This is a genomic window from Spiroplasma endosymbiont of Clivina fossor (genome assembly GCF_964031115.1).
In the GTDB taxonomy this organism is placed as follows: Bacteria; Bacillota_I; Bacilli_A; order Mycoplasmatales; family Nriv7; genus Nriv7.
Genome location: NZ_OZ035006.1, coordinates 1907398 through 1934105 on the forward strand (window position 1 = coordinate 1907398; position 26708 = coordinate 1934105).

A 26708-nucleotide genomic window follows, 5' to 3' on the forward strand; every position below is an offset into this window, starting at 1 on the left:
TAATTTTTAACGATTATATCAAGCAGTTTTTAATGTAGTTTTAATAAAACGAAAAATTGTTTTACTAGATTGCCCCAGCAATGAAATTTGAATCAATAAATTTCATTGTTCATAATTTAAATGACTTCAATAGACTTCTTGCAAAATTAATTTAAAATATAATTGAATTGTTGTTTTTAATAAAAAGGTGGAATTTAAATGAAATTTAAAAAAAATAATCAAATAAGTGATAAAAATTTTTTAAAATTAACTGGTATTAAACATACTACTTTTAATAAAATGCTAGAAATTTTAAAAATAGAAGAATTAAAAAAAAGATTTCGTCGCGGAAGAACCAATAAATTATCATTAGAAAATCGTATTTTAATGACTTTAGAATATTGAAGAGAATATAGAACTTATTTTCATATTGCAAAAAGTTATGATATTAGTGAAAGTAGTTGTTATAGAAATATCAAATGAATTGAAGACACTTTAATAAAACACCCTAATTTTCAACAACTTACTGGTCAAAAATCACTATTAAAAGATTATTTCAAAGATAAGACTGTTATAATTGATGTAACTGAAAGCCAAATCCAACGCCCAAAAAAAGACAAAAACAGCACTACTCAGGAAAAAAGAAAAAACACACAATAAAAACACAAGTTATAATTGAAAAAGATAGTAAAAAAATTATTAGTTCTGATTTTTCTTATGGTAAAAACCATGACTTTAAAATTTTAAAAGATTCAAAAATTAAATTTTTACCAGAAACAACTGTTTTAGTGGATTTAGGTTATCAAGGCATACAAAAAATTAATCATAATGTTTTAATTCCTAAAAGAAAATCAAAGAAAAACCCTTTAAATAAAGAAGAAAAGCAAAATAATGAGCGAATTTCAAAAATGAGAATTGTTATTGAAAATGTTTTTGCTATACTTAAAAAATTTAAAATTATTAGTGAAAAATATCGAAATCGTAGAAAAAGATTTGCTTTAAGATTTAATTTAATAGCTTCAATTTATAATTTACAACTATTAGTTTAAATATATTTGATAATTTAAAATTTCAGTCTTTTTTTATTGTAAATAATAATTTTTATTATGTTTTAATGACAAAATATTTGTAAAAATAATCTAAAAATTATTTTAATAACACTTTTATATTTATTTTAAATTTAAAAATTATAATTATCATATTAATTTTGCAAGAAGTCTAATAAATAAAATGATTACGAAAAGCGTCAAAACTTGCACGGCAATTTTTACATAAATATTTTTGTTTCCCTTCTGAATTATGTCCATTTTTAACGCAATGGTAAGATTCACATTTAGGGCATTTAATACCTTGCGCTCTAAATTTTTGATCAATTTCATTTAACCGTTTTTGTTTTTTTATTAATTCTGCTTGTTGTTTGACTTTTTCATAAAATTCTAAAAATTGATCATCTGTTAAAGTATTTACTAGTTCTTGAATTATTTTTTCCATAATTATTATCCACCTCTATCATATTAAAAATATACCTAAAATTAAGTATATCCAATAAATATCAAGAGTTTTCGACAAAATTAAAAATTTTTTACAACAAAAATCATACATAAGAAATATATACTTAATTTGAATATTGAAATAATTTATAGTAAATGATTATTTTTCTTTTTTCAAAAATACCTAAGAAAACTAAACGCGACCCTAGGTCGTGTTTAGTTTTCTTAGGTATTGCTTTGAAGAAGTAAAACAATCAGCTAATTATATTATTTAATTACTAAACCAACCATACCTTTCTTGTTATTGTCATTTTTATTCTTTTTCATTTTATCATATTATTGAATTTTTACACAATGAAAAATTATTAATTTTATTAAATTTTAACTAATATTTTTACTTACTTAAATGTAATATATTTATTTGTATATACAATTCTACCTTTATTAATTCAACTATCATCATTTTTCTTATTATATTTATTTCATAATGAACTTTTATATATTTCTTTTCTGATTTCTATTTCTGAATTAATATTTTCATTAATGTAATGTAATACATTTAATTTGTTTAAATTTGCCATTCTTAAATGTAATAGGTTATTTAAATTCTTATGATTATATATTTTTGCTCCATATCCTAATTGTTGTTTTACTAAATGTGATACATCACTTTCAATGCTACAACCAATATTTCATTCTAAATTTTGATTATGAATACCTTGCTTATTATTACTGAAATAATTACTCGCCTTTCTTAAATTTATTTTAATATCTTTATTTAATTCATTTTTAGCAACATTACGAATGTTTTTGATTAATTCTTGATGATTGCCATCCTTATAAAATTTAATTCAACTATTTAATGTTACTTTGCGATTTTCAAAAATAATATTAAATGCCGTTTGTTTTAATTTTTTAATAGCATGATAACCATCTAAAATATATCTAACATTACCAAAGCTATTGGCAATTTCTCTAATTCAAGAATCACCATCGCCACAAACAATTATTTTGTCATAATTAATATTCACATAATGTTTTTGTAATTCTCTAATTAATAAATCACGATAATCCATCGTATTTATTCGTTTACCAACTTTTAACATTAGAAAATGATCTCGTTTGTTTTCTAATTCTCTACGAGCATTTTTGTAATTTTTTTCTTTATGTCCGGTATGAAAAGTAACTAAACGAATTCTTTGGTCTTGTTTAACTTTCTGATCTAATGTCGCCAAAAATGTTTCATCTAGTTGAATATATAAATTCTTATTTTTGACATCAATTCTAGTTTTAGTTTCTTTTTCTGCTAATTGAAAATATTCGGCAATATCGTATTTATTTAAAATATTTGAAATACTACCTTTTGAAATATAACAATGATTTAGAGCATCTAAAACATCAAGATAGCGTTTGCCATCACCCAGAAGACTTAAAACTTTAAATTGGACATCAAAATAAATGCGTTGTTTGGGTAATAGACCAATTTCTTTATCTAACAAACATACATATTCAAATTTACCTGATTTTTGATTTCAATATTTATATCGGCGTCGTTTAAAAGTAACATCACCAAAAATTGTAATAATTGTTCTTGGTGCAAAATGAACTACTTTATAACCTTGTTTTAACCGATAATGATATTTATATAAGTATTCATCTAATTTTTCATATTCATTAGCCAATTGTTCACATTTATTGGTGTACATATTTTTATGGGTTGCGAATAAACTGAATCAATGCTTGTTTTCTAAGGTTTTTACATTATTATTAATTTCTAACATAAAAAATCACCTTTCTCGGTAGAGTAATTTTAACAAAGTTAAATTTCGTTAGTTTATTTTTCTGTTTTAATGATAATTTTTTTCTAGAATTAGTATTTAATATTCTTAAAAAATGATAGAAATTCTTATTTAATAAGTTATAATCAACTTGTATTAATTAGACTGTACAAATTTTAGAAAGGATGTTGATTGTTCGATAAATTTTATTAATTAGTAAAATTAACGAAAAGGATTTGATTAATATGAAAAAATTACTTAGTTTATTAAGTACAATAACAATAGCGAGTAGTGGAATGGCGGGAATCGTTGCCAATAGTCCTTATCCAACACAAGAAAAATTAGAAAATATAAATTATAAAAGACAAAAACGAAGCAATAATGAAAATAATAAAATAAATAGAACAAAAATTGTCATTAGAACGAATAGGGAAATTTATGCTAGTGGAATTATTTTAAATAATAAAGTATATTTTGGTTCACAAGATCATAATGTTTATGAATATGATCCAGTGACAAATCAACAAATAATTGTCATTAGAACAGAAAATAAAATTTTTTCTTCTGGTGTTGTTTTAAATAACAAAGTATATTTTGGTTCACAAGATCATAATGTTTATGAATATGATCCAGTAACAAATCAACAAAAAATTGTTATTAGAACAAAAGGAGAAGTTTGATCTTCTGGTGTTGTTTTAAACAATAAATTATATGTTGGTTCATGAGATCATAATGTTTATGAATATGATCCAGTAACAAATCAACAAAAAGTTGTTATTAAAACAGAAGGGCAAGTTTGATCTTCTGGTAGAATTTTAAACAATAAATTATATTTTTGTTCATTAGATGAACATAATATTTATGAATATGATCCAGTGACAAATCAACAAAAAATTGCTATTAAAACAAATGGTGAAGTTTATTCTAGTGGAGTTACTTTAAATAATAAATTATATTTTGGTTCACATGATAATAATGTTTATGAGTATGAGCCGATTACAGGCCAACAAAAAGTTGTTATTAAAGCAAATGGTATAATTGATTCTTCTGGTGTGGTTTTTAAAAACAAAATATATTTTGGTTCGGATGATAGTAATGTTTATGAGTATGACCCTACAACGGCAAAACAAAAAGTTGTTATTAAAGCAAATAGCTGAATAAGATCTTCTGGTGTGGTTTTCAACAATAAATTATATTTTGGTTCACACGATAATAATGTTTATGAGTATGATCCAATTACAGGACAGCAAAAAATCATTATTAGAACAAATAACAATGTTGATTCTTCTGGTGTGGTTTTAAATAATAAATTATATTTTGGTTCACAAGATCATAATGTTTATGAATATAGTGAATACTATTTAAATTCAAATTTATGACAAATTAATGATAATTCTGATACTGAAATTTTGAATGAATTAAATTATTTAAATCCTGATTTAGATATTTCACAATTAGAAATTATTAGTAAAACAAATAATTCAGCTATAGTAAAAATAAAAGATAATTTAAATAATAATGATAATAATATAAAAATACATTATTCAATTGATAATGGGCAAAATAAAATTATTAATTTAAATGAATTGATTAAAAAAGCATTATTTTTTAAATTTCGAGACGAAAATCCTAATTTAAAATTTAAGGAAATAAATTATATTGATACTGATAATTTAAATTTTTGAGATATTGAAATAACAAAAAAAGAAAATTCATTTTTATGATCTAATGTTCCTAAAAATGTATGTTCTGATAGAGAAATTATCAATAAAACTCCAAATACAAGATCATTTAATGTACCTGCTTGTGAATATAATTCAAAATCAAAATTAGTATTTCAAATTACAACAGGATTAACTAAAACAAAACAAGAAAATAAATTAAATGGTTGAAACATAAATTCTGATGATGAAATAAAATTAACAGATTTTACAAATATAAATAATGAAAATTCTGAAATCATTAATGTATTATCAAATGAATTTGATTTATCAAACACAAATAAACAAGAAAAAGAAATGATTTTAAGTATTTTTAAGGAACCCGCTGATAAATTTGAACTTAATCCCAATGAAAAATTAAAAATTACTTATCCAGTAAGAATAATTACATCTAAAGTTATATTAAATTTAAAACAAAAAATTACAGGAAATATTACTGCCAAAATAATTGATGATAACAATAAAGAACAAATAGTTACATTATCAATTACAGAAGTAATGCAAATTTTACAAAAATATAATTTATTACCCAATGAAATTACTATAGATAAAAACAATGATAAAATAACATTTAACGGTGAAGCATTTTTTTCATCAGAAAGAGAAGGGTCGGTAAGAACAAATACAGTTACTACTATAGTATAAAGTTTTATAAAAACGATATTAGCTATTTAGAACAATAACTTTAATTAAAACAAGCCCAACAAGTTTAAATTTCTTGTAAAAATAAAAAATATTCAAACCAGTAATTAACTAAAATTACTGGTTTTTATTTTGACAAAATAAAAAAATGAAAAAGTTGTTTAAGAGCAGTATCATCATATAAAGCTACATTTTGGGGTAGTGATTTTAACAGTTTTTTAATTTAGTTATTAAGGATTTTCAATTTCAATTTCAAAATTATTTGTACATATTAAACTATAATCTGTTGTATTATCATCTTGTTTGTAGTCATTTAAATTTGTGCCTTGTGCTTTAATTGTTATTTTTTTATTGATTACTCATTCTTTCTTTCCTGCTTTGGTTCCATATGTAGTTATTAATTTTTGAATTTTTTGTTGTTTACTCTGATTATTAGAGAATTCTGATTGTATAAATTTGAAAGTAAGATTGTTTAAATTTTTTAATTCCGGTAATTTTTCATTTAGATTGATATTATCTTCTTTCTTTATGTTAACTTCTATAAGTCTGGTTGTTGGCCAAGTTACGAGGTCACCAAAATGAAACCTCACCTTTTGTAAGTTTTTGATTTCAAAATTATAAATTTTATTAATATCTTTATTACTATCTTTATTTTTTTGTTTTACTGGTTCATTTGTTTTTTTGGAACAGCCGATTATTGGTAGTGTTATTAATCCTAAAACAGCGGTTATATTTAAAAATTTCATAAAATTAACTCCTTTATTTTATTTTTTCAATATATATATATATATATATATATATTATACAAAAATTCTTAATATCATTAGAAAGATGGCAAAACCGATTAAAAATTGAAAGGTATAGTAAAAGGCGGGTACTGTTTTAAAAACTGGGAAAATTGCGGTTGAAAAGGTAACTGTTGCTTTTGCAATAATTGCTAATGGCCGTAAAATTGTAATGATTTGCGAAGCCGTTAGCATTCAATTAATCATTTTGATACCAGCATTTTGAATGGCACAGCCAATGTCATTAAAAGTAGGGATTCATCGTCCAGAATATTTACAATTTGCTGGCGGAATTATGTCATCTCATTCCGAGTTAGTTGAACCATCAGGTATAAACGCTGTGGAATTAAGGACATTAAAGTCATAAATTTTAAAATTATAATTAGAGGTATTTGTTTTATGGTACAAAGGAAAAGTTAAGGTAAAAATATTAATGCCATAGCGAATATCAATGTCCGTATTGAAGTAATTAATGCTGTTAGCAGTCTTACTGGTTGGCAAGGTAATCAGTTTATTGTCGTAAGATTTAAGAACATTAAATTCAATTTGATAGATACTGTTATTATTTTTAATAGCATTAAAATTTTCTTGGTGCGTTTTTTTATCAAAAGTAAAAAAATAACTTCTTAGTAATAATTCTGAGTCTCCCATAATATTTACTAAGTATTTTTTGGGATAAAAAGTAATTAACGAACGATAAAAGAAACCAATTTGAATAAAATAGTTCTTGTTATAATTATCTACGCCTTTAAAATCAATTTCGGTATGAGTTTTTTCGTCCATATCAAAAGTCGCATAAAATAAACTGGAAAAGAAATTGCCAAGAATTTCATAGATTTCGTCAAAAACATTTTTGTACTCGCTGTTGTTAATACTAGGAATGTTGTTTTTAAAATAAAGGTAAATGTCATTTTTTAATTCAGGATCGTATCTCAAAAAACTAAATTTAACATTAAGATAATTTAAGGTACCAAAAAGATACTTAATTAAGTAATAATCGTTAGCATTTGCAGTGGCATATTTTCAGATTTCACTTTCACCGTGTAATAATTGTAAATAGTTATTACCCGCAATTAAGGTTTTATTAAAAGCTTTAATTTTCAAAATATTTGTATTAATTTCATCTTTACTACTAGAAGTTTTGTGATAAAAATAGCTTTCGTTTTTAAAACCATGATTTTTAATGGTAAATTCTTTGTAATACCCTTTTTCTAAAGTATTAATGAAATTAAATACTGGTGTTCAATAGAGATACGAGTAATTAAATTTATCAAAATCACCACGGTGAATCATTAAATAATCAAGGTTATCAATAACATCGCTGTATTTGTGATTACCGTCAAAGTTAATAGTTGTTTCTGGTAAATCAATATCGGTGCTATCTTTTTTAATTTCAATTTCAAAATCATTTGTACATATTAAACTGTAATCTGTTATATTATCATCTTGTTTGTAGTCATTTAAAATTGTGCCTTTTGCTCTGATTGTTATTTTTTTATTGATTACTCATTCTTTCTTTCCTACTTTGGTTCCATATGTAGTTATTAATTTTTGAATTTTTTGTTGTTTACTCTGATTATCAGAAAATTCTGATTGTATAAATTTGAAAGTAAGATTGTTTAAATTTTTTAATTCCGGTAACTTTTCATTTAAATCGCTATTATCTTTTTTATTTATATTGACTTCTATAAGTCTGGTTGTTGTCCAAGTTACGAGGTCACCAAAATGAAATCTCACCTTTTGTAAGTTTTTGATTTCAAAATTATAAATTTTATTATTTTGTCTTTTATTTCTAATTAGTGATTGTGTTGTCATTTCATCATTGTTAATGTTTTGGGAAATGGTAAAAATATTATTGAAACTAATAATTAGCACGGTAAATATTTTCATAAACATTTTTATCACTCCTTTTTAAAATATTTTATTTTTCATTGTTCTTTTTTCTTTAATTTTTTTAATAAGTCACTCAATACCACAATTTATAGTTACAGCTATTGTAATGCATATATCTAAATATCCTAGTATCATAAGTGAAATTAATGCTTCAAATTTTTCATATAATAATTTCAAATAATTAATTTCCAATTTTAAAAATGGAATGAAAAAGATAATAATTATAAAAATGTAAGGTAAAATTCTCCATCAATATTTTTTTAAAGAACTAATTAATTTGTTTGATTTCATTTTTCAAGGCTCTTTTTGCTTTAATTTTTTGAATAATAAAGCGGATTAATTTTTCAAATTTAATTGCAAAATATATTGCTCCGCCTCATCAAAAAACAAATATTCCTGCCAGCATAATACCACTATTGAACTTTCCAAAGAATTTAACCATCTCTTCATTCATAAAATTATTAAATTCGTTACTTGTTCCGGTTATTCATTTAGTATCGATTGCTGTTAATGCACAAATTAATAAGCTTATAAAGATGAAAATGATACTTAATGCTATTTTTAACCATTGCTTTTTAAAAGAATTTTTAATTCTTAATTTTAACAGCGCTTTTTCTTTTGAATTATCTTTTTTAAATAATTTTACTAAAAGTTTTTTCATTTTAATTCTTCTTTCATATTTTTTATCGTCCTTTAATCACAATAAATAAGGCAATAAGTACACAAGTAACGCCAAGAATGGTAAAGATTGGATGTTGTGAAAATGTTCGTGCCATTGGTTTAAACAGTTCTAAAATTGTTAAATTGCTAGTAATAAACTTTTTAAAATTGGCAAGGCCTTCGCTAATATAGTTCGTTAAAGTTTCAAAATGACTACCAGCTAATAATCCAAGAACAGTTATTAAGATAAAAATAATAATTAGTTTAAACATCGTTAGTTACCTTGTTTTATTTTTTTATTTCTTTGTTTTCAATTAATTTTATTTGGATTTATTGGTTTTATTTGTTTTTTAACTTTTCCTCACGCACTTAAACGACCACTATTTTTAACGGCATATTGGCGTTGCTTTTCTAAATTAACTTGTTGACTGCCAAAACCAAGAATAATTGCCATAAGAAATTCTACAGCAAGCGTTAAGAATAAGGGAAATATTAGTTGAATTTTTGTTCCCGGCACTTCAAGACTTCAAATTAAATCAAAAACTTTATAAAGCATTTGGGCAAGAAAGTCGGCCATTTTTGCGAGATTTTCCATTTTTTATTGTTCCTTTTCTTTCATTTTTCTTAAAAATTTGCTAAATTTATCCATTTTTAAGTATTCTAAGTCTTCTAAATCAATTGCCGTATCAGTATAGTATTTATCTTCATAATCAGGATTTACTTTTGAATTTAAGTAATCTCTTAAAAATGCTAGGTAAAAAGAATTGTAAGTATTAAGTATTGGTAGGGGAATTTTTAGTTTAAAAAAATAAATATCAAGTTCAGGAATATCCCGGTATTTAATGCGACGACCCTTTTTACTATTTTTAGCATCAATTAAGGTGTTTCGTCAGCGTTCATATTCTTCAATGCTAGTAAAGGTGCCATAGATGACTTTTAAGTAGGGTCGAAAAATATTAACGGGTTTTTTACGAATGCCCACAATCACATTATTGGCAATATCACGAACTTTAACTCAAATATGTTTATCTCTTTGACCGCTAGCAAGCACAATATGACCGAAATGCCGTGCCAGAGCGAAATATTCTTGAATACCGGTTTCTTCATTTTTGGTATTATTTTTTTCTCAATCAGTTCCTTCTAAAAATAAATTGGTTTCATCTCACAAAAGTAAGGTTTTGTCTGGCAATACCGGATAATCAAAGTCTAATAATCCCATATGTCCTAAACTTAATTTTTGAGTTTCTAGTAATGGAAAGGTTGAGGCGATGTGATATTTCTTCTTTTTTAGTAATTTTGATGCGTATACTAGAAAAGCGGTTTTTCCAGTTCCCAATGAACCTATCACAATATTTAATGGTGAATTTTTTAAGAAATTAATAACTTTGTTAATTTGTGTTAAATTACCAATTTTAAAAAGGAAAATTAAAATACAACCCGCTAAAAATAAATAGCTCACAATGTTTTTAAAATAACCGTTGTAAATATATCAAATTGCTCCGCAATGTCATAAAATTAAAAATGAGGTGCGATTTAATTCAATAAAATGGTTATTTTTTTCTATTATTCATTTGCAAAATTTCATCTTGCACCTCACTTTATTTTTTTGTTAGCGTACAGCTCCAAGTAATTTTTCAAACATTTTAAAGCAAATAAAGAATATTGCCAAAATAAATGGAAAAATGAATATTCAGTAGTCAGCAAAGAAGTTACCGACTTGTGGCATATTAACAGCAATAATTTCTCACATTTTAGTAAACGCTGTTATAATTGCATTTCACAATTTAGTCATCGCGTCACTAGCTGTTATTTTTTCTACTGTTGCTGGTGCATCGGCCAAGAAAATTCCAAACATATAATCACCCCCTTTCTTTTTAAAACATTCATCATTTATATTCAAAGTTTTTCTTAAATTTGTTAAAACCACGATTAACCTTAACACGATTGTGTTTTTTCCTAATTAATTTTGAATTTCTTTGTGAATGCATCACAATTTAGCTTCGCGACATTACTTTTGCTTCTATCTAAATACTGATATGGTTTTTCAAAGTAGCATTAGAATAAATCACACCATAACTGCTGTCAAGAATCAAAAAGCAATGTTTGCTATTAAAAGTCAAAGTGGCTCTTCAGTTAAATTAATTTCTTTACCACCAGTAATATGAGCTGGAATAGTTGTAATTTGAATAAATAAATCTCAGAAAGTTTGTTTAATTTGTTCTCAATTAAATTCTTTTAAGTTTATTGTCATTTTTTATCTCCCAAAAATCATTTTTATTGGTAAATACATAATTGAAATTAAGGCGAAAAGAAAAGTAATGATAATAATTAATCCGGCAATAAACGCAACTTGTGCAGGCATTTTTTCTATCGGAACAAACAGTTCTAAGAATTCCATGATAATTTTTCAAAACATTATTTTTTATCCGCGTTATTGTTTTTTGAATTAGGAGCTTTAACTCATTCTTCAAAGCGAGCAATAAATACTTTTTCGTCTTTTGTAAAATTACCAGTATTACTTTTAATGGCATTTTTATATTTAATTCGCATTTTTATTTTGGCATAAATTTTATAAGCAAAATATGCCAATAGCATTATGCAAATGATAATAAATATTATTCCAATCGCAATATTCATTTTTAAACTCCTTTAAAATAGTTATAATTTATATCTTTTTTGTTGTTTTCTTTTTCGGCAATGAAGAAGCCTAATAATTCTTGGCCTTTAATTAACTTGGTTTCTTGCTCTTGTTGATTAATTGAAATTACTTGATATTTACTATCTTTTATTATTCCGATGCAAATTGAATTTTCATATTTTCCTTTATAAACAAATCGCTTTGGAAACCAAATACCGATTTGTTCACTAAATCACGGAATTTTTGGGGCTTTAATAAGCATTGCGTTTTGTGTTTCTTTTAAGAGATATTTCTTAGTATTTAAGAAAATGTTTTCAATGTTTTTCATAATAAATTACCTCTCTTATAAATAAACTAAGTTATATTAACTAAGTTGTTAGTTAACTTAGTTTTTTAAACACTTATATATCGCAGATTTAAGTGTTTAACAAACTTTGTTACTGAATTTTGTTTTTTAATTAGATAAAGATTTTAATAATTTTAAACTTAGCATACCCCTATATAGAAATTTTTACACTTTAACATCCGCATCCTACCCTTGGAACTAATTTAATAGCGTGTATATTTTTAGGAAATCCACCCATTCATTTTTTTATTGCAAAACGAAACAAATTGCTATAGTTAATAGGATGTTATCTATTAACTGGTAAACTTCTTTTGGTTATGGCGACCACCCACAATTTATCGTGCTTTAATACATACCAACATTATTAATTCACTTGTATTTAATTTTCAAAGAACAAATTTTTAACATCTTATAAAATAAAAAGACAATCATTGCTGACTGTCTTAATACTTATTCAAATCTTTTCCCACCTAACAAAACTTTATGCGTCCGCGACCCTAAACTTTTTTTGCATTTTTATTTATTTATGTTATTATTTATAGGAACATAAATAAAAGAAAGTAGTGTTACACTCACCTGATAGCAACATATTATCGTTATGGGTAAACAGCTAATAATAACTTTAGATTTTAAATCTAAATATTTTAATGGTGAGTGTGTATTAGTACACACTTTTTCTATGTTGTTATAGGAGGTTTTCTATTTTATGAAACATAAGCCAAATACTGATTTTATTAACCAAAATATTCCTTTTCGTGAAGTTTTAGTTATTGATCAAGATGGCAATCAATTAGGTGTGATGTCACGAAATGATGCTTTAAGAACTGCTAAAGAGCAAGGACTAGATTTGTTTGTTGTTGCACCTAATGCTACTCCGCCAGTGTCGAAAATTTTAGATTATGGCAGATATAAGTATGAAGAGCAAAAAAAAGATAAAGATAATAAAAAAAAGCAACGAATTATTCAAAACAAAGAAATGCGTTTAACACCTAATATTGGTGAGCATGATTTGCAATTTAAAGCTAAGAAGGTAATAGAATTTTTAAAAGATGGTGATCGGGTTAAAATATCTTTAAAGTTTCGAGGTAGAGAATCACATCATAAAGAGTTTGGTTATGAAACATTAATGCGGTTTTATGATTTAGTAAAAGAGTATTGTGAAATTAAAAAAACACCAAAGTTAACTGGTCAGTTTTATGATATGTATTTAATTGCTAGAAAAGATAAAGATTTAAATAAAGAAAAGGAGCAAGAAAATGCCAAAAATGAAAACAAAAAAAGCATTACAGAAACGAATTAAAATTACTGGAACTGGTAAATGAAAGCGAAAGCATGCTTTTACTTCTCATTTAGCGCCAAATAAGTCAACTAAACAAAAACGACATTTAAGCAAAGAAGGAACAGTAGATAAAACTGATTACCGAAGATTAAAAAATTTACTACTTAGTTAGAAAGGAAATATAATAATGGCAAGAGTTAAAGGAGGCGTTACTACTAGGAAACGCCGTAAAAAGGTTTTAAAACAAGCTAAAGGTTATTTTGGTTCAAAACATATATTATTTAGAACTGCTAAAGAACAAGTAATGAAGTCTTTAGCATATGCTTATCGTGATCGTAAAAAGCGTAAAGGTGAGTTTCGAAGCTTATGAATTACACGAATTAATAGTGCCGCTAGAGAATATGATATCTCTTATTCACAATTTATCAATGGTTTACATAAAGCAAATGTTGATATTAATCGAAAAATGTTATCAGAAATGGCGATTCATCAACCAGTTGAATTTAAAAAATTAGTTGATTTATCTAAATCAGCATTAGAGAAAAAAGATTAATTTTATCTAGTAATAATTTATAAGTTATTACTAGGTTTTTTTATTTTTTTATTTGCAACTTGAAAAAATATAATTATAATAGACTTGGTACATAACCTTTAATTTTATCTACTATTTTGATAATATTATTTCCTAGGTGAAGTACAAATGTTAGATAAATACAAAGACGAAAACGAATTTTATAGTTTAATAGGCATAAAATATAAAACTTTCATGAAAATGGTAGAAATTTTAAAAGAAGGTGAAGCTAAACAAAAACAAATTGGTGGTAGACCAAATAAATTATCAATAGAGCAAAGATTACTTATGACTTTAGAATACTGAAAAGAATATAGTACATATCGTATTATTGCAAAAAAATATAATATTAGTCATGTTAGTTGTATTCGTAATATCTTTTGAGTTGAAAATACTCTAATAAAAAATAGTCACTTTCATATACCTGGCAAAAAGATATTATTAGAAAATAAGGGTACTACTAATAATTTATTAGCAATTGATGCTACAGAAATTCCAATTGAAAGAATTAAAAAAAACTAAAATTATTATTTTCTGGTAAGAAAAGGCAACATTCATTAAAATCGCAAATAATTATTGATTTATTTAACAATAAAATTATTTCAGTAGATTTTTGTTATGGCAGTACTCATGATTATAAGTTATTTTTAAAATCAAATACACTTATAAATCCAAAATTAGAATTAATTGCCGATTCAGGATATCAAGGTTTGCAAAATGTTCATAAAAATACATTATTGCCAATTAAAAAGAGTAAAAATAATCCTTTAAATCCAGATAAAAAGGAATATAATAGCTTTTTAAGTAAAGTTAGAATTGTCATTGAACATGTTTTTGCTAGATTAAAAAGATTTAAAATACTAGTTTATCGTTATCGCAATAAGATTAGAAGATTTGGATTACGATTTAACTTAATTTCAGGAATATATAATTTTGAATTAAGCTAGTTATAGTTATGTACCAAGTCTAATAAATAAAGCAATATAATTTAGAAAAGGGTGAAACATATTTTGGATTTACAATTATGAAAACAAATTATTAGTTTGCAAAAAAAAGTTAGATGCAAGAATTTTAGAAAAAAAATTATTAGTTGAAAAAACAATTGATAAACGATTTTTAGCTTTATTAGTAGAATTATCGGAATTTAGTAATGAATTACGATGCTTTAAATATTGATCAAATCGTATGACATACAATATAAGTCAAAAGAATTAGTTTTAGATGAATTTATTGATTGTTTGCATTTTCTTATTAGTATTGGATTAAGTTTTAATATTGATTTAGAAGCATATTCTTATGAATTAAAGCAAGAACAAGATTTAACATTGTTAATATTAGAAACTTTTAATCATACGATTGCTTTTTGAAAAAAATATTACTAATGATTATGCTAACATTTTAAATCATTTTTTTACAATTGCTAATGTTTTGCAGTTTAGTTTTCAAGATATTTTTCAAGCCTATTTAAATAAAAATGAGATTAATCATCAACGAATAAGTAATAACTATTAAGGGAGAAGTAAAGATGTTTTTATCATTATATGATTTTTTTAATCCAGCAGGAAGTTCTGGTGAAGTTATTACTAAAATTGGTGTTACTTGACAATATTGATTGCCAGTTATTTTATCATTAATTGCTTTGGCTTGTTTGTTTATTTTTAAAACAGGATATGTTAAGTTAGCACAAAATAAATTATTTTTAAGAATTCTTGGTATTTTTCAAATTTTCTTATATTTTCTTTATTATTTTTTACATTTTTTATATTTATATTATTTTAAAGAATCAGGAAAAAATTTACGAGGTTGACCTTGAATTTTCCCGTTTCATTTAAGTTCAATAACACAAATTATTAGTGGTATTTTGTTAATTAAGGCTAATGATAAATTATTTAGTATTACTGCACCTTGAGTAGTAATTATGGTTTTTGCGAGTCTGTTAATTCCGGCTGATAAATTGTATGGACCACAGCATTTTTCTTACTGGTTATATTATGTTTTACATGTTATTATTATTTTTACTTATTGATTTTTATATATGTATGGTATTGTGCAATATCATCGTGATTATTTATTATGAAGTTTTATTAGTTTAATTATATTTAGTTTAATGGCTTTAAGTTTTAATGCGCTTTCATTAATTATTGCGAAAAATGAAAATGAAATAACTAATTTATTATTTATTGGTCGTAATGGTTATCCATTATGAGGTAGTGGTAATAATCTTGTTACTACTACTACTAATATTTTTGATCGGACTGGTCGTTTGTGACCATTAGGTTATATTTTTATATTTGCTTTTGGAATATTTTTTACATCGTTAGGTTATTTAATTTTAACTAAGGTGCAACCGTATTACCTTCAAAAAGGAAATAAATTTGTTCCTTTAAAAAGAGTAAAACAACCGTGGGATTTTAAAGCTTTGGGAATAATGTTTAAAAACATTAAAACAATATTTAAAAAGTAGTATGAGGATGGTTATTGGATGCTTAAAAAGCAATTAGTTTATGAAAATGTAGCGCTGGATTATTATTTGCAACCAGGTAAAAGATTATCAGTAAGATATTATTCATCGGATATTATTGTTAATGCCCCCTTAGGAATGAAAGAACAATATATTGAGGATTTTCTTATTAGTAATTGAAAAAAATTACAGAAAATTATTAATAAACCAATAAAGATTTTAATTAATTTGCATCAAAAACCATATTTTGTTTATTTCTTAGATAAGAAATATGAGGTGCAAATTAATTATTTTGCTAATAACAATAAAGTTATTTTTGTCGCAACAACTGTTGTTGTTAATTTAAAAGGCAATGATGAAAAACAACTTGTGAAAAATTTTAATAAATTTCTTAGTAAGCAAGCTGAATTATATTTGGGTTCCCGAGTTGCATTGCTTGCTAAAACAATGAATTTAAGCTATCAACAACTTAAGTTTAGAGTAATGCGTAGTAAATGAGGTGTTTGTCATTTTAACAAGCAAAAAATTGTTCTAAATTCCAAAATTATGCATTTTAATTTTGAGGTTATTGACTATGTTATTATTCACGAGTTAGTACATTTATGAGAACCTAATCATAGTAAAGCATTTTGAAAATTAGTGATGCAACTTTGCCCTAATTTTAAAGTTTGTCAGCAGATTTTAAAACAAGTTTTTTTGTAAAATTGTTCTGATCTAAAATCAACAAAAGTAATTTGATGTTAGTGCTTAAAGCAATTTAAATTTTATTAATAAATATTTTTTTTAATAAGTCCCTCAATACCACAGTTTATAATTACAGCTATTGTAATGCATATATCTAAATATCCTAGTATCATAAGTGAAATTAATGCTTCAAATTTTTCATATAATAATTTCAAATCATTAATTTCCAATTTTAAAAATGGAATGAAAAAGATAATAATCATAAAAATGTAAGGCAAAATTCTCCATCAATATTTTTTTAAAGAATTAATGAGTTTGTTTGATTTCATTTTTCAAGGCTCTTTTTATTTTAATTTTTTGAATAATAAAGCGGATTAATTTTTCAAATTTAATTGCAAAGTATATTGCTCCGCCTCATCAAAAAACAAATATTCCCGCCAGCATAATACCACTATTGAACTTGCCAAAGAAATTAACCATCTCTTTATTCATAAAATCATTAAATTCGTCACTTGTTCCGGTTATTCATTTAGTATCGATTACTGTTAATGCACAAATTAATAAGCTTATAAAGATGAAAATGATACTTAATACTATTTTTAACCACTGCTTTTTAAAAGAATTTTTAATTCTTAATTTTAATGGCCTCTTTTCTTTTGAATTATCTTTTTTAAATAATTTTATTAAAAGTTTTTTTTTAATTTTGTCGAAAACTCTTGATAAAATAAAAAAAATCATCAACTTGATAATTTTAAAAGGCTTTTATGTAAAATTACTATTTTTACTTTAACTTTTTTATACATTAAAATATAATACCGCTGTTTGTTGGTTTGGAGTTAAACTCTTATGTTGGTATTTTCATTTTCAGAGATTTAAATAATTTTGAATATTAGTAAAACCTAAACCATGATAATGAATTAAGGCTTCTTTAAGACTAGATTGTAATTTACTGATTTTATTTAAGTTACGATAACTAGCTTCAGGATTAATTGTTGTTTTAGTTACACATAAAGTAGAATTTGTTTGTTTTGCTACTAAAAAATATAATTTTTGCATATCAGAAGTAATAATTGAATTTTCGTTAATTAATTCTTTGTTCATATTTTCAATAACTCATTGTTTTTGTAAACGTTTGGTGTTTGTGGATTTAACATAAATATTGTTATTATTATCAATTGCCATTTGAATACAGCATTTAGTATTAGTTGCGAATGGGTCAAGGTGAATTCTTCGTGGATCAGTTTTATATTTGAAATTTCCTTTATGAATTTCTTTAATAAATGTTTCATCGATTTGGATTTTACCAGATAATTTTTTAAATTTTAATTGGGTATTTTCTAATTGTTTTGATTTCATTAATTTTTGACGATTATATCAAGCAGTTTTTAATGTAGTTTTAATAAAACGAGAAATTGTTTTACTAGATTGCCCCAGCAATGAAATTTGAATCAATAAATTTCATTGTTCATAATTTAAATGACTTCAATAAATAAAATGATTACGAAAAGCGTCAAAACTTGCACGGCAATTTTTACATAAATATTTTTGTTTTCCTTCTGAATTATGTCCATTTTTAACGCAATGGTAAGATTCACATTTAGGGCATTTAATACCTTGCGCTCTAAATTTTTGATCAATTTCATTTAACCGTTTTTGTTTTTTTATTAATTCTGCTTGTTGTTTGACTTTTTCATAAAATTCTAAAAATTGATCATCTGTTAAAGTATTTACTAGTTCTTGAATTATTTTTTCCATAATTATTATCCACCTCTATCATATTAAAATATACCTAAAATTAAGTATATTCAATAAATATCAAGAGTTTTCGACAAAATTAAAAAAGTTTTTTCATTTTAACTCTCCTTTCATATTTTTTATCGTCCTTTAATTACAATAGACTTCTTGCAAAATTAATATGATAATTATAATTTTTAAATTTAAAATAAATATAAAAGTGTTATTAAAATAATTTTTAGATTATTTTTACAAATATTTTGTCATTAAAACATAATAAAAATTATTATTTACAATAAAAAAAGACTGAAATTTTAAATTATCAAATATATTTAAACTAATAGTTGTAAATTATAAATTGAAGCTATTAAATTAAATCTTAAAGCAAATCTTTTTCTACGATTTCGATATTTTTCACTAATAATTTTAAATTTTTTAAGTATAGCAAAAACATTTTCAATAACAATTCTCATTTTTGAAATTCGCTCATTATTTTGCTTTTCTTCTTTATTTAAAGGGTTTTTCTTTGATTTTCTTTTAGGAATTAAAACATTATGATTAATTTTTTGTATGCCTTGATAACCTAAATCCACTAAAACAGTTGTTTCTGGTAAAAATTTAATTTTTGAATCTTTTAAAATTTTAAAGTCATGGTTTTTACCATAAGAAAAATCAGAACTAATAATTTTTTTACTATCTTTTTCAATTATAACTTGTGTTTTTATTGTGTGTTTTTTCTTTTTTCCTGAGTAGTGCTGTTTTTGTCTTTTTTTGGGCGTTGGATTTGGCTTTCAGTTACATCAATTATAACAGTCTTATCTTTGAAATAATCTTTTAATAGTGATTTTTGACCAGTAAGTTGTTGAAAATTAGGGTGTTTTATTAAAGTGTCTTCAATTCATTTGATATTTCTATAACAACTACTTTCACTAATATCATAACTTTTTGCAATATGAAAATAAGTTCTATATTCTCTTCAATATTCTAAAGTCATTAAAATACGATTTTCTAATGATAATTTATTGGTTCTTCCGCGACGAAATCTCTTTTTTAATTCTTCTATTTTTAAAATTTCTAGCATTTTATTAAAAGTAGTATGTTTAATACCAGTTAATCTTAAAAAATTTTTATCACTTATTTGATTATTTTTTTTAAATTTCATTTAAATTCCACCTTTTTATTAAAAACAACAATTCAATTATATTTTAAATTAATTTTGCAAGAAGTCTAATAAATAAAGCAATAAGTACACAAGTGACACCAAGAATGATAAAGATTGGATGTTGCGAAAATGTCCGGGCCATTGGTTTAAATAGTTCTAAAATTGTTAAATTGCTAGTAATAAACTTTTGGAAATTGGCAAGTCCCTCGCTAATATAGTTTGTTAAAGTTTCAAAATGACTACCAGCCAAAAGTCCGAGAACAGTTATTAAGATAAAAATAATAATTAGTTTAAACATTTTTAGTTACCTTGTTTTGTTTTTATTGGTTTTATTTGTTTTTTGGCTTTTCCTCACGCACTTAAACGCCCCTTATTTTTAACCGCATATTGGCGTTGTCTTTCTAAATTAACTTGTTGACTACCAAATTCAAGAATAATTGCCATAAGAAATTCTACAGCCAGCGTTAAGAATAGAGGAAATATTAGTTGAATATTTGTTCCTGGTACTTTAAGACTTCAAATTAAATCAAAAACTTTATAAAGCATTTGAGCGAGAAAGTCGGCCATTTTTGCAAGATTTTCCATTTTTTATATTATTCCTTTTCTTTCATTTTTCTTAAAAATTTGCTAAATTTATCCATTTTTAAGTATTCCAAGTCTTCTAAATCAATTGCTGTGTCGGTATAGTATTTGTCTTCATAGTCAGAATTTACTTTTGCATTTAAGTAATCTCTTAAAAATGCTAGGTAAAAAGAATTGTAAGTGTTAAGTATTGGCAGGGGAATTTTTAGTTTAAAAAATAGATATCAAGTTCAGGAATATCACGATATTTAATGCGACGCCCTTTTTTACTATTTTTAGCATCAATTAAGGTGTTTCGTCAGCGTTCATATTCTTCAATGCTCGTAAAGGTGCCATAGATAACTTTTAAGTAGGGGCGAAAAATATTAACGGGTTTTTTACGAATTCCCACAATCACATTATTGGCAATATCACGAACTTTAAACTCATATATGCTTATCTCTTTGACCGCTAGCGAGACCAATATGACCCCAAAATGCTGTGCCAGAGCGAAATATTCTTGAATACCGGTTTCTTCGTTTTTGGTATTATTTTTTTCTCAATCGGTTCCTTCTAAAAATAAATTGGTTTCATCTCACAAAAGTAAGGTTTTGTCTGGCAATACTGGATAATCAAAGTCTAACAATCCCATATGCCCTAAACTTAATTTTTGGGTTTCTAGTAATGGAAAGGTTGAGGCGATATGATATTTTTTCTTTTTTAGTAATTTTGATGCGTATACCTTAGAAAGGCAGTTTTTCCAGTTCCTAATGAACCAATAACGATGTTTAATGGTGAGTTTTTTAAGAAGTTAATAACTTTGTTGATTTGTGTTAAATTACCAATTTTGAAAAGGAAAATTAAAATACAACCTGCTAAAAATAAATAGCTTACAATGTTTTTAAAATAACCGTTGTAAATATATCAAATCGCTCCACAATGTCATAAAATTAAAAAAGAGGTGCGATTTAATTCAATAAAATGGTTATTTTTTTCTATTATTCATTTGCAAAATTTCATCTTGCACCTCACTTTATTTTTTTATTAGCGTACTGCTCCAAGTAATTTTTCAAACATTTTAAAGCAAATAAAGAATATTGCCAAAATAAATGGAAAAATGAATATTCAGTAATCAGCAAAGAAGTTACCAACTTGTGGCATATTAACAGCAATAATTTCTCACATTTTAGTAAACGCTGTTATAATCGCATTTCATAATTTAGCCATCGCGTCACTAGCTGTTATTTTTGTTACTGCTGGTGCTTCTGTTAAGAAAGTTTCAATCATATAATCACCCCCTTTCTTTTTAAGGCATTCGTCATTTGTCTTTATCTAAATACTGATATGGTTTTTCAAAGTAACATTAGAATAAATCACACCATAATTGCTGTTAATAATCAAAAGGCAATGTTTGCTATTAAAAGTCAAAGTGTTTCTTGAGTTAAATCAATTTCTTTACCACCACTAATATGAGCCGGAATAGTTGTAATTTGAATAAATAAATCTCAGAAAGTTTGTTTAATTTGTTTTCAATTAAATTCTTTTAAATTTATTGTCATTTTTTATCTCCCAAAAATCATTTTTATTGGTAAATACATAATTGAAATTAAGGCGAAAAGAAAAGTAATGATAATAATTAATCCGGCAATAAACGCAACTTGTGCGGGCATTTTTTCTATCGGAACAAACAGTTTTAAGAATTCCATAATAATTTCTCAAAACATTATTTTTTATCCTTGTTATTTTCTTTTGAATTAGGGGCTTTAACTCATTCTTCAAAGCGGGCAATAAACACTTTTTCATCTTTTGTGAAATTACCAGTATTATTTTTACTGGCATTTTTATATTTAATTCGCATTTTTATTTTGGCATAAATTTTATAAGCAAAATATGCCGATAACATGATGCTGATAATAATAAATATTAGTCCAATTGCAATATTCTTTTAATTTTGTCGAAAACTCTTGATAAAATAAAAAAAATCATCAACTTGATAATTTTAAAAGGCTTTTATGTAAAATTACTATTTTTACTTTAACTTTTTTATACATTAAAATATAATACCGCTGTTTGTTGGTTTGGAGTTAAACCCTTATGTTGGTATTTTCATTTTCAGAGATTTAAATAATTTTGAATATTAGTAAAACCTAAACCATGATAATGAATTAAGGCTTCTTTAAGACTAGATTGTAATTTACTGATTTTATTTAAGTTACGATAACTAGCTTCAGGATTAATTGTTGTTTTAGTTACACATAAAGTAGAATTTGTTTGTTTTGCTACTAAAAAATATAATTTTTGCATATCAGAAGTAATAATTGAATTTTCGTTAATTAATTCTTTGTTCATATTTTCAATAACTCATTGTTTTTGTAAACGTTTGGTGTTTGTGGATTTAACATAAATATTGTTATTATTATCAATTGCCATTTGAATACAGCATTTAGTATTAGTTGCGAATGGGTCAAGGTGAATTCTTCGTGGATCAGTTTTATATTTGAAATTTCCTTTATGGATTTCTTTAATGAATGTTTCATCGATTTGGATTTTACCAGATAATTTTTTAAATTTTAATTGGGTATTTTCTAATTGTTTTGATTTCATTAATTTTTGACGATTATATCAAGCAGTTTTTAATGTAGTTTTAATAAAACGAGAAATTGTTTTACTAGATTGCCCCAGCAATGAAATTTGAATCAATAAATTTCATTGTTCATAATTTAAATGACTTCAATAAATAAAATGATTACGAAAAGCGTCAAAACTTGCACGACAATTTTTACATAAATATTTTTGTTTTCCTTCTGAATTATGTCCATTTTTAACGCAATGGTAAGATTCACATTTAGGGCATTTAATACCGTGCGCTCTAAATTTTTGATCAATTTCATTTAAACGTTTTTGTTTTTTTATTAATTCTGCTTGTTGTTTGACTTTTTCATAAAATTCTAAAAATTGATCATCTGTTAAAGTATTTACTAGTTCTTGAATTATTTTTTCCATAATTATTATCCACCTCTATCATATTAAAATATACCTAAAATTAAGTATATTCAATAAATATCAAGAGTTTTCGACAAAATTAAAATAAAAAATTATTAATTATTATTAAATTTTAACTAATATTTTTACTTACTTAAATCTATTATATTTATTTGTTACAGCATTACCTTTATAATTAATTCAACTATCATCATTTTTATTATTATCCACCTCTATCATATTAAAATATACCTAAAATTAAGTATATCCAATAAATATCAAGAGTTTTCGACAAAATTAAAACAATATTCATTTTTAATCTCCTTTAAAATAGTTATAATTTATATCTTTTTTGTTGTTTTCTTTTTCGGCAATGAAGAAACCTAATAATTCTTGGCCTTTAATTAACTTGGTTTCTTGTTCTTGTTGATTAATTGAAATTACTTGATATTTACTATCTTTTATTATTCCAATACAAATCGAATTTTCATATTTTCCTTTATAAACAAATCGCTTTGGAAACCAAATGCCGATTTGTTCATTAAATCATGGAATTTTTGGCGCTTTAATAAGCATTGCGTTTTGTGTTTCTTTTAAGAGATATTTTTTCGTATTTAAGAAAATGTTTTCAATGTTTTTCATAGTAAATTACCTTTCTTATTAATAAACTAAGTTATATTAACTAAGTTGTTAGTTAATTTAGTTTTTTAAACACTTATATATCGCAGATTTAAGTGTTTAACAAGCTTTGTTAGTAAATTTTGTTTTTTAATTAGATAAAGATTTTAATAATTTTAAACTTAGTATATCCCCTATATAGAAATTTCTACACTTTAATGTCCGCATCCTACCCTTGGAACTAATTTAATAGCGTGTATATTTTTAGGAAATCCACCCATTCATTTTTTTATTGCAAAACGAAACAAATTGCTATAGCTAATAGGATGTTATCTATTAACTGGTAAACTTCTTTTGGTTATGGCGACCACCCACAATTTATCGTGCTTTAATACATACCAACATTATTAATTCACTTGTATTTAATTTTCAAAGAACAAATTTTTAACATCTTATAAAATAAAAAGACAATCATTGCTGACTGCCTTAATACTTATTCAAATATTTTCCCACCTAACAAAAATTTATGCGCCCCTCCTGGTTACTCTTGATGATAGACTTGATATACAAGACTTTTAGGAAGATTTCGCATATTTGCTACTTCCTTAATTGCTTCTTTAATAGTAATATTTTGCTTTTTAGCTACTAAGATAATGTGGTCTTTAATAGTTAAAGAACGATAATCAGCTACCGCTTCATATCCTTTAACAATTAACACAAATTCACCCTTTAATGAAGCTAAATCAAGGTTAATAATATCATTTAATGGCATTCGATAAATAGTTTCATACATCTTCGTTAACTCTCTTGCTAAACAAACATCACGATTACCTAAAATTTCTTTCATTACCCTTAATGTTTTTTCTAAATGATGCACCCCAACATAAAAAATTAACGATTCAGAACGATATTTTAATTGTTCAACTTGTTGTTTAAGTTTTCCTACTTTGTGGTCTAAAAAACCTCAAAAGGAAAACGGATATGGTGATAATCCTGAACAAACTAAAGCATTTAATAACGCACTAGAACCACTAATACTAACAACATTATATTCCTTAGCAATTACTGCTTGGACTAATTGATATCCGGGATCCGATATTAATGGATAGCCCGCATCGCTTAGCAAAGCAACTGATTGATTATTATTTAAAAATTGTAATACTAAATCAATTCGTTCTTTTTCATTATGTTGATGTAATGAAATAAGTTTTTTCTTAATATTAAAATGCTGTAATATTTTATTACTTACTCTTGTATCTTCACAAAAAATTACAACAACCAGTTGTAAAGTTTCTGCAATCCGACTATTTAACTCTTTTAAATTGCCAATTGGTGTTGCGACTAAATATAGCGCTGGTCGCTCATTACGAAAACTTTTCTGAATCATTATTATCTTATCCTATTCCGTTTTAGGAAAAACTCGTTCATAAATAATATTAACATTACGAACAAAATAATTAATATCAAAACATTTTTCTAATTGCTCATCATCTAAATATTTAGAAATTTTATATTCTTTAACAATTTCCTTAAAATCGCGTTTTTCTTTTAAACTAGCAAAAGTACACTCTTGTAAAAAATCATAAATTTCTTCACGAGAAAATTGAGTTTTCTTAATAATTTCTAATAATAATCTTTGACTAAAAAAAGTATTAAATGTTTTTTTAATATTTAAAGCAATATTTTTTTCATTAACTTCTAAAAGATTAAGAATCGTATTCATCCGCTTTAAAATAAAATGTAATAATGAAAATGTTCCACTAATAATTATTCTTTCATTAGAACTATGCGAAATATCTCTTTCATTTCATAACAAATTATTTTCATAAGCAACAACACTATTAGCACGAATCAAACGCGCTAATCCACAAATATTTTCACTCCCAATTGGATTTTGTTTATGAGGCATCGCGCTAGAACCTTTTTGGTTTAATGAAAATCCTTCGCGAATTTCATCAACTTCACTTCGCTGACTATGACGAATTTCAAGAGCAATTTTTTCTAATGTGGAAGCAATATTTGCAAAAACACTAAAAAGAAACGCATGCCGATCTCTTTGGGTTACTTGTGTTGAAATATTATCAACGCCTAATTCTAACTCTTGTCTGACATAATCCTCCACAACTGGTTCAACATTCGCATAATTACCAACCGCACCAGAAATTTTAATAACTTCAATTTGCTTACGCGCTAACAAAAATCTTTCCACTTGCCGATTAATTTCTTCATACCATAAAACAAATTTTAAACCAAAAGAAGTCGGTTCAGCAAATATGCCATGTGTTCTGCCAATACAAATTAAATTCCGATATTTTAACGCTTTTAGTTTTAAATTATCTAATAATTTTTGCAGTTCTTTAACAATAACATCGTTTGCTTGCTTAATTAAATAATTTTGGGCGGTATCAACAACATCAGTTGAAGTTAATCCTAAATGAATTCAGCGTTTTTCATTTTCTAAACTATGTGATAACATTCTTGTAAAAGCAACCATATCATGTTGTGTTTGCTTTTCTAAACTATTCATTAATTTTAAATCAACTTTAACTTTTTTCAATTTTTTTAAATCAGATTTATTAATTAATCCTAAGTTACCTCAGGCATCACACACTAATAATTCTACTTTTAATCAAGTATCATATTTCTTTTCTTCACTTCAAATCACTTTCATTTCTTTTGTTTGATAACGCTTAATCATCTTTGTTCCTCCTTTATGAAAATAAA

General features: G+C 24.9%; 43 protein-coding genes. 13 read left to right on the forward strand and 30 right to left on the reverse strand.

All coding sequences use genetic code 4. The annotated features are described in order from the left end of the window. Window positions 1-6: 6 nt before the first annotated feature. Window positions 7-144, reverse strand: coding sequence for a hypothetical protein (locus tag AAHM82_RS11570; RefSeq protein ID WP_342264034.1), 138 nt, complete (start codon window positions 142-144; stop codon window positions 7-9). A gap of 54 nt (window positions 145-198) precedes the next feature. Between AAHM82_RS11570 and AAHM82_RS14875 the strand changes: the two genes are divergently transcribed. Together AAHM82_RS14875 and AAHM82_RS14880 are read left to right on the forward strand one after the other, a co-directional pair. Then, complete coding sequence (locus AAHM82_RS14875; RefSeq protein ID WP_425288976.1) at window positions 199-639, forward strand: helix-turn-helix domain-containing protein; 441 nt, start codon at window positions 199-201, stop codon at window positions 637-639. Continuing rightward, window positions 636-1028, forward strand: a complete 393-nt coding sequence (locus AAHM82_RS14880; RefSeq protein WP_342264845.1) for a transposase family protein — start codon at window positions 636-638, stop codon at window positions 1026-1028. Before AAHM82_RS14875 ends, AAHM82_RS14880 begins: the two co-directional genes overlap by 4 nt. Window positions 1029-1197: 169 nt before the next feature. Here the strand turns inward: AAHM82_RS14880 and AAHM82_RS11580 are convergent, their stop codons facing one another. Then, the gene (locus AAHM82_RS11580) at window positions 1198-1470 is read right to left on the reverse strand and encodes an IS1/IS1595 family N-terminal zinc-binding domain-containing protein (RefSeq protein ID WP_342263371.1); all 273 of its coding nucleotides are present in this window, start codon (window positions 1468-1470) and stop codon (window positions 1198-1200) included. 397 nt (window positions 1471-1867) lie between these two features. Further along, window positions 1868-3250, reverse strand: coding sequence for an Mbov_0401 family ICE element transposase-like protein (locus tag AAHM82_RS11585; RefSeq protein WP_342264035.1), 1383 nt, complete (start codon window positions 3248-3250; stop codon window positions 1868-1870). Window positions 3251-3492: 242 nt separating this feature from the next. Here AAHM82_RS11585 and AAHM82_RS11590 point away from each other — a divergent pair, with 242 nt between their 5' ends. Continuing rightward, window positions 3493-5613 carry a PQQ-binding-like beta-propeller repeat protein gene (locus tag AAHM82_RS11590; RefSeq protein WP_342263806.1) on the forward strand — a complete coding sequence of 707 codons (2121 nt, stop codon included), beginning with the start codon at window positions 3493-3495 and terminating at the stop codon, window positions 5611-5613. A gap of 227 nt (window positions 5614-5840) precedes the next feature. Here the strand turns inward: AAHM82_RS11590 and AAHM82_RS11595 are convergent, their stop codons facing one another. The 11 genes from AAHM82_RS11595 to AAHM82_RS11645 all read right to left on the reverse strand — a co-directional run bounded on the left by AAHM82_RS11595 (window position 5841) and on the right by AAHM82_RS11645 (window position 11914). Then, window positions 5841-6356: a hypothetical protein gene (locus AAHM82_RS11595; protein WP_342263807.1), complete on the reverse strand. Its 516-nt coding sequence runs from the start codon at window positions 6354-6356 to the stop codon at window positions 5841-5843. 54 nt (window positions 6357-6410) lie between these two features. Beyond that, entirely contained in the window at window positions 6411-8291 is a 1881-nt protein-coding gene (locus AAHM82_RS11600; protein WP_342264036.1) for a hypothetical protein, read from the reverse strand. Between the two features lie 15 nt (window positions 8292-8306). Continuing rightward, window positions 8307-8579, reverse strand: a complete 273-nt coding sequence (locus AAHM82_RS11605) for a hypothetical protein (RefSeq protein ID WP_342263809.1) — start codon at window positions 8577-8579, stop codon at window positions 8307-8309. Further along, the gene (locus AAHM82_RS11610) at window positions 8557-8949 is read right to left on the reverse strand and encodes a hypothetical protein (protein WP_342263810.1); all 393 of its coding nucleotides are present in this window, start codon (window positions 8947-8949) and stop codon (window positions 8557-8559) included. Before AAHM82_RS11610 ends, AAHM82_RS11605 begins: the two co-directional genes overlap by 23 nt. Before the next feature lie 22 nt (window positions 8950-8971). Further along, window positions 8972-9220: a hypothetical protein gene (locus tag AAHM82_RS11615; RefSeq protein WP_338968164.1), complete on the reverse strand. Its 249-nt coding sequence runs from the start codon at window positions 9218-9220 to the stop codon at window positions 8972-8974. Between the two features lie 2 nt (window positions 9221-9222). Further along, window positions 9223-9543 (reverse strand): hypothetical protein, encoded by a 321-nt coding sequence (locus AAHM82_RS11620; RefSeq protein WP_342263467.1) that lies wholly within the window; start codon window positions 9541-9543, stop codon window positions 9223-9225. A 3-nt stretch (window positions 9544-9546) separates the two neighbouring features. Next, window positions 9547-10533, reverse strand: coding sequence for a hypothetical protein (locus tag AAHM82_RS11625; RefSeq protein ID WP_342223784.1), 987 nt, complete (start codon window positions 10531-10533; stop codon window positions 9547-9549). Window positions 10534-10557: 24 nt separating this feature from the next. After that, entirely contained in the window at window positions 10558-10890 is a 333-nt protein-coding gene (locus AAHM82_RS11630) for a hypothetical protein (protein ID WP_342263466.1), read from the reverse strand. 78 nt (window positions 10891-10968) lie between these two features. Then, on the reverse strand, window positions 10969-11199 hold the full coding sequence (locus AAHM82_RS11635) for a hypothetical protein (protein ID WP_342263465.1): 231 nt from the start codon (window positions 11197-11199) through the stop codon (window positions 10969-10971). A 164-nt stretch (window positions 11200-11363) separates the two neighbouring features. Next, window positions 11364-11585: a hypothetical protein gene (locus AAHM82_RS11640; RefSeq protein WP_342263464.1), complete on the reverse strand. Its 222-nt coding sequence runs from the start codon at window positions 11583-11585 to the stop codon at window positions 11364-11366. A gap of 2 nt (window positions 11586-11587) precedes the next feature. Continuing rightward, a complete protein-coding gene (locus tag AAHM82_RS11645; protein ID WP_342263463.1) occupies window positions 11588-11914 on the reverse strand; it encodes a hypothetical protein in 327 nt (108 codons plus the stop codon). A 724-nt stretch (window positions 11915-12638) separates the two neighbouring features. Here AAHM82_RS11645 and infC point away from each other — a divergent pair. The 10 genes from infC (at window position 12639) to AAHM82_RS11685 (ending at window position 16945) form a co-directional block, all read left to right on the forward strand. Then, window positions 12639-13232, forward strand: coding sequence for a translation initiation factor IF-3 (infC, locus tag AAHM82_RS11650; protein WP_342264037.1), 594 nt, complete (start codon window positions 12639-12641; stop codon window positions 13230-13232). After that, window positions 13189-13383: a 50S ribosomal protein L35 gene (gene rpmI, locus AAHM82_RS11655; RefSeq protein WP_342264038.1), complete on the forward strand. Its 195-nt coding sequence runs from the start codon at window positions 13189-13191 to the stop codon at window positions 13381-13383. Before infC ends, rpmI begins: the two co-directional genes overlap by 44 nt. A gap of 15 nt (window positions 13384-13398) precedes the next feature. After that, complete coding sequence (gene rplT / locus AAHM82_RS11660; RefSeq protein ID WP_342264039.1) at window positions 13399-13764, forward strand: 50S ribosomal protein L20; 366 nt, start codon at window positions 13399-13401, stop codon at window positions 13762-13764. Window positions 13765-13911: 147 nt separating this feature from the next. Beyond that, the gene (locus tag AAHM82_RS11665; protein WP_342263426.1) at window positions 13912-14304 is read left to right on the forward strand and encodes a transposase family protein; all 393 of its coding nucleotides are present in this window, start codon (window positions 13912-13914) and stop codon (window positions 14302-14304) included. Between the two features lie 5 nt (window positions 14305-14309). Further along, complete coding sequence (locus AAHM82_RS11670; protein WP_342264846.1) at window positions 14310-14729, forward strand: transposase family protein; 420 nt, start codon at window positions 14310-14312, stop codon at window positions 14727-14729. Between the two features lie 91 nt (window positions 14730-14820). Continuing rightward, a complete protein-coding gene (locus tag AAHM82_RS14885; RefSeq protein ID WP_425289035.1) occupies window positions 14821-14997 on the forward strand; it encodes a dUTP diphosphatase in 177 nt (58 codons plus the stop codon). Next, window positions 14955-15164 carry a dUTP diphosphatase gene (locus tag AAHM82_RS14890; RefSeq protein ID WP_425288986.1) on the forward strand — a complete coding sequence of 70 codons (210 nt, stop codon included), beginning with the start codon at window positions 14955-14957 and terminating at the stop codon, window positions 15162-15164. The genes AAHM82_RS14885 and AAHM82_RS14890 overlap by 43 nt, the downstream gene beginning before the upstream one ends. Further along, a complete protein-coding gene (locus AAHM82_RS11675; RefSeq protein WP_342264040.1) occupies window positions 15139-15294 on the forward strand; it encodes a dUTP diphosphatase in 156 nt (51 codons plus the stop codon). The genes AAHM82_RS14890 and AAHM82_RS11675 overlap by 26 nt, the downstream gene beginning before the upstream one ends. Window positions 15295-15307: 13 nt before the next feature. Further along, window positions 15308-16246, forward strand: coding sequence for a hypothetical protein (locus tag AAHM82_RS11680; RefSeq protein ID WP_342264041.1), 939 nt, complete (start codon window positions 15308-15310; stop codon window positions 16244-16246). 18 nt (window positions 16247-16264) lie between these two features. After that, complete coding sequence (locus tag AAHM82_RS11685; protein ID WP_342264042.1) at window positions 16265-16945, forward strand: SprT family zinc-dependent metalloprotease; 681 nt, start codon at window positions 16265-16267, stop codon at window positions 16943-16945. Between the two features lie 65 nt (window positions 16946-17010). Here AAHM82_RS11685 and AAHM82_RS11690 read toward each other — a convergent pair whose 3' ends face one another. The 16 genes from AAHM82_RS11690 to purB form a co-directional block, all read right to left on the reverse strand. Next, the gene (locus tag AAHM82_RS11690; RefSeq protein WP_342264043.1) at window positions 17011-17256 is read right to left on the reverse strand and encodes a hypothetical protein; all 246 of its coding nucleotides are present in this window, start codon (window positions 17254-17256) and stop codon (window positions 17011-17013) included. Continuing rightward, entirely contained in the window at window positions 17234-17665 is a 432-nt protein-coding gene (locus AAHM82_RS11695) for a hypothetical protein (RefSeq protein WP_342264044.1), read from the reverse strand. Before AAHM82_RS11695 ends, AAHM82_RS11690 begins: the two co-directional genes overlap by 23 nt. A 57-nt stretch (window positions 17666-17722) precedes the next feature. Next, window positions 17723-18682, reverse strand: a complete 960-nt coding sequence (locus AAHM82_RS11700; protein ID WP_342264045.1) for an IS1/IS1595 family N-terminal zinc-binding domain-containing protein — start codon at window positions 18680-18682, stop codon at window positions 17723-17725. Window positions 18683-18993: 311 nt separating this feature from the next. Further along, window positions 18994-19386, reverse strand: coding sequence for a transposase family protein (locus AAHM82_RS14895; RefSeq protein WP_342264845.1), 393 nt, complete (start codon window positions 19384-19386; stop codon window positions 18994-18996). Next, complete coding sequence (locus AAHM82_RS14900; protein ID WP_342263396.1) at window positions 19383-19823, reverse strand: transposase family protein; 441 nt, start codon at window positions 19821-19823, stop codon at window positions 19383-19385. The genes AAHM82_RS14895 and AAHM82_RS14900 overlap by 4 nt, the downstream gene beginning before the upstream one ends. Before the next feature lie 43 nt (window positions 19824-19866). After that, a complete protein-coding gene (locus tag AAHM82_RS11710) occupies window positions 19867-20121 on the reverse strand; it encodes a hypothetical protein (protein WP_342264046.1) in 255 nt (84 codons plus the stop codon). 2 nt (window positions 20122-20123) lie between these two features. Next, window positions 20124-20408, reverse strand: a complete 285-nt coding sequence (locus tag AAHM82_RS11715) for a hypothetical protein (protein ID WP_342264047.1) — start codon at window positions 20406-20408, stop codon at window positions 20124-20126. Window positions 20409-20610: 202 nt separating this feature from the next. Beyond that, complete coding sequence (locus AAHM82_RS11720; protein WP_342264048.1) at window positions 20611-21030, reverse strand: hypothetical protein; 420 nt, start codon at window positions 21028-21030, stop codon at window positions 20611-20613. A gap of 74 nt (window positions 21031-21104) precedes the next feature. Continuing rightward, entirely contained in the window at window positions 21105-21404 is a 300-nt protein-coding gene (locus AAHM82_RS11725) for a hypothetical protein (RefSeq protein ID WP_342264049.1), read from the reverse strand. A 24-nt stretch (window positions 21405-21428) separates the two neighbouring features. After that, entirely contained in the window at window positions 21429-21671 is a 243-nt protein-coding gene (locus tag AAHM82_RS11730) for a hypothetical protein (RefSeq protein ID WP_342264050.1), read from the reverse strand. 41 nt (window positions 21672-21712) lie between these two features. Continuing rightward, entirely contained in the window at window positions 21713-21943 is a 231-nt protein-coding gene (locus tag AAHM82_RS11735; RefSeq protein WP_342264051.1) for a hypothetical protein, read from the reverse strand. A gap of 164 nt (window positions 21944-22107) precedes the next feature. Then, the gene (locus AAHM82_RS11740) at window positions 22108-22242 is read right to left on the reverse strand and encodes a hypothetical protein (protein WP_342264052.1); all 135 of its coding nucleotides are present in this window, start codon (window positions 22240-22242) and stop codon (window positions 22108-22110) included. A gap of 185 nt (window positions 22243-22427) precedes the next feature. Continuing rightward, the gene (locus AAHM82_RS11745; protein ID WP_342264053.1) at window positions 22428-23387 is read right to left on the reverse strand and encodes an IS1/IS1595 family N-terminal zinc-binding domain-containing protein; all 960 of its coding nucleotides are present in this window, start codon (window positions 23385-23387) and stop codon (window positions 22428-22430) included. Window positions 23388-23681: 294 nt separating this feature from the next. Then, window positions 23682-24008 carry a hypothetical protein gene (locus AAHM82_RS11750; protein ID WP_342264054.1) on the reverse strand — a complete coding sequence of 109 codons (327 nt, stop codon included), beginning with the start codon at window positions 24006-24008 and terminating at the stop codon, window positions 23682-23684. Window positions 24009-24525: 517 nt separating this feature from the next. Then, a complete protein-coding gene (gene rsmI / locus AAHM82_RS11755) occupies window positions 24526-25371 on the reverse strand; it encodes a 16S rRNA (cytidine(1402)-2'-O)-methyltransferase (protein ID WP_342264055.1) in 846 nt (281 codons plus the stop codon). Window positions 25372-25383: 12 nt separating this feature from the next. Beyond that, complete coding sequence (purB, locus tag AAHM82_RS11760; RefSeq protein ID WP_342264056.1) at window positions 25384-26682, reverse strand: adenylosuccinate lyase; 1299 nt, start codon at window positions 26680-26682, stop codon at window positions 25384-25386. Window positions 26683-26708: the final 26 nt, after the last annotated feature.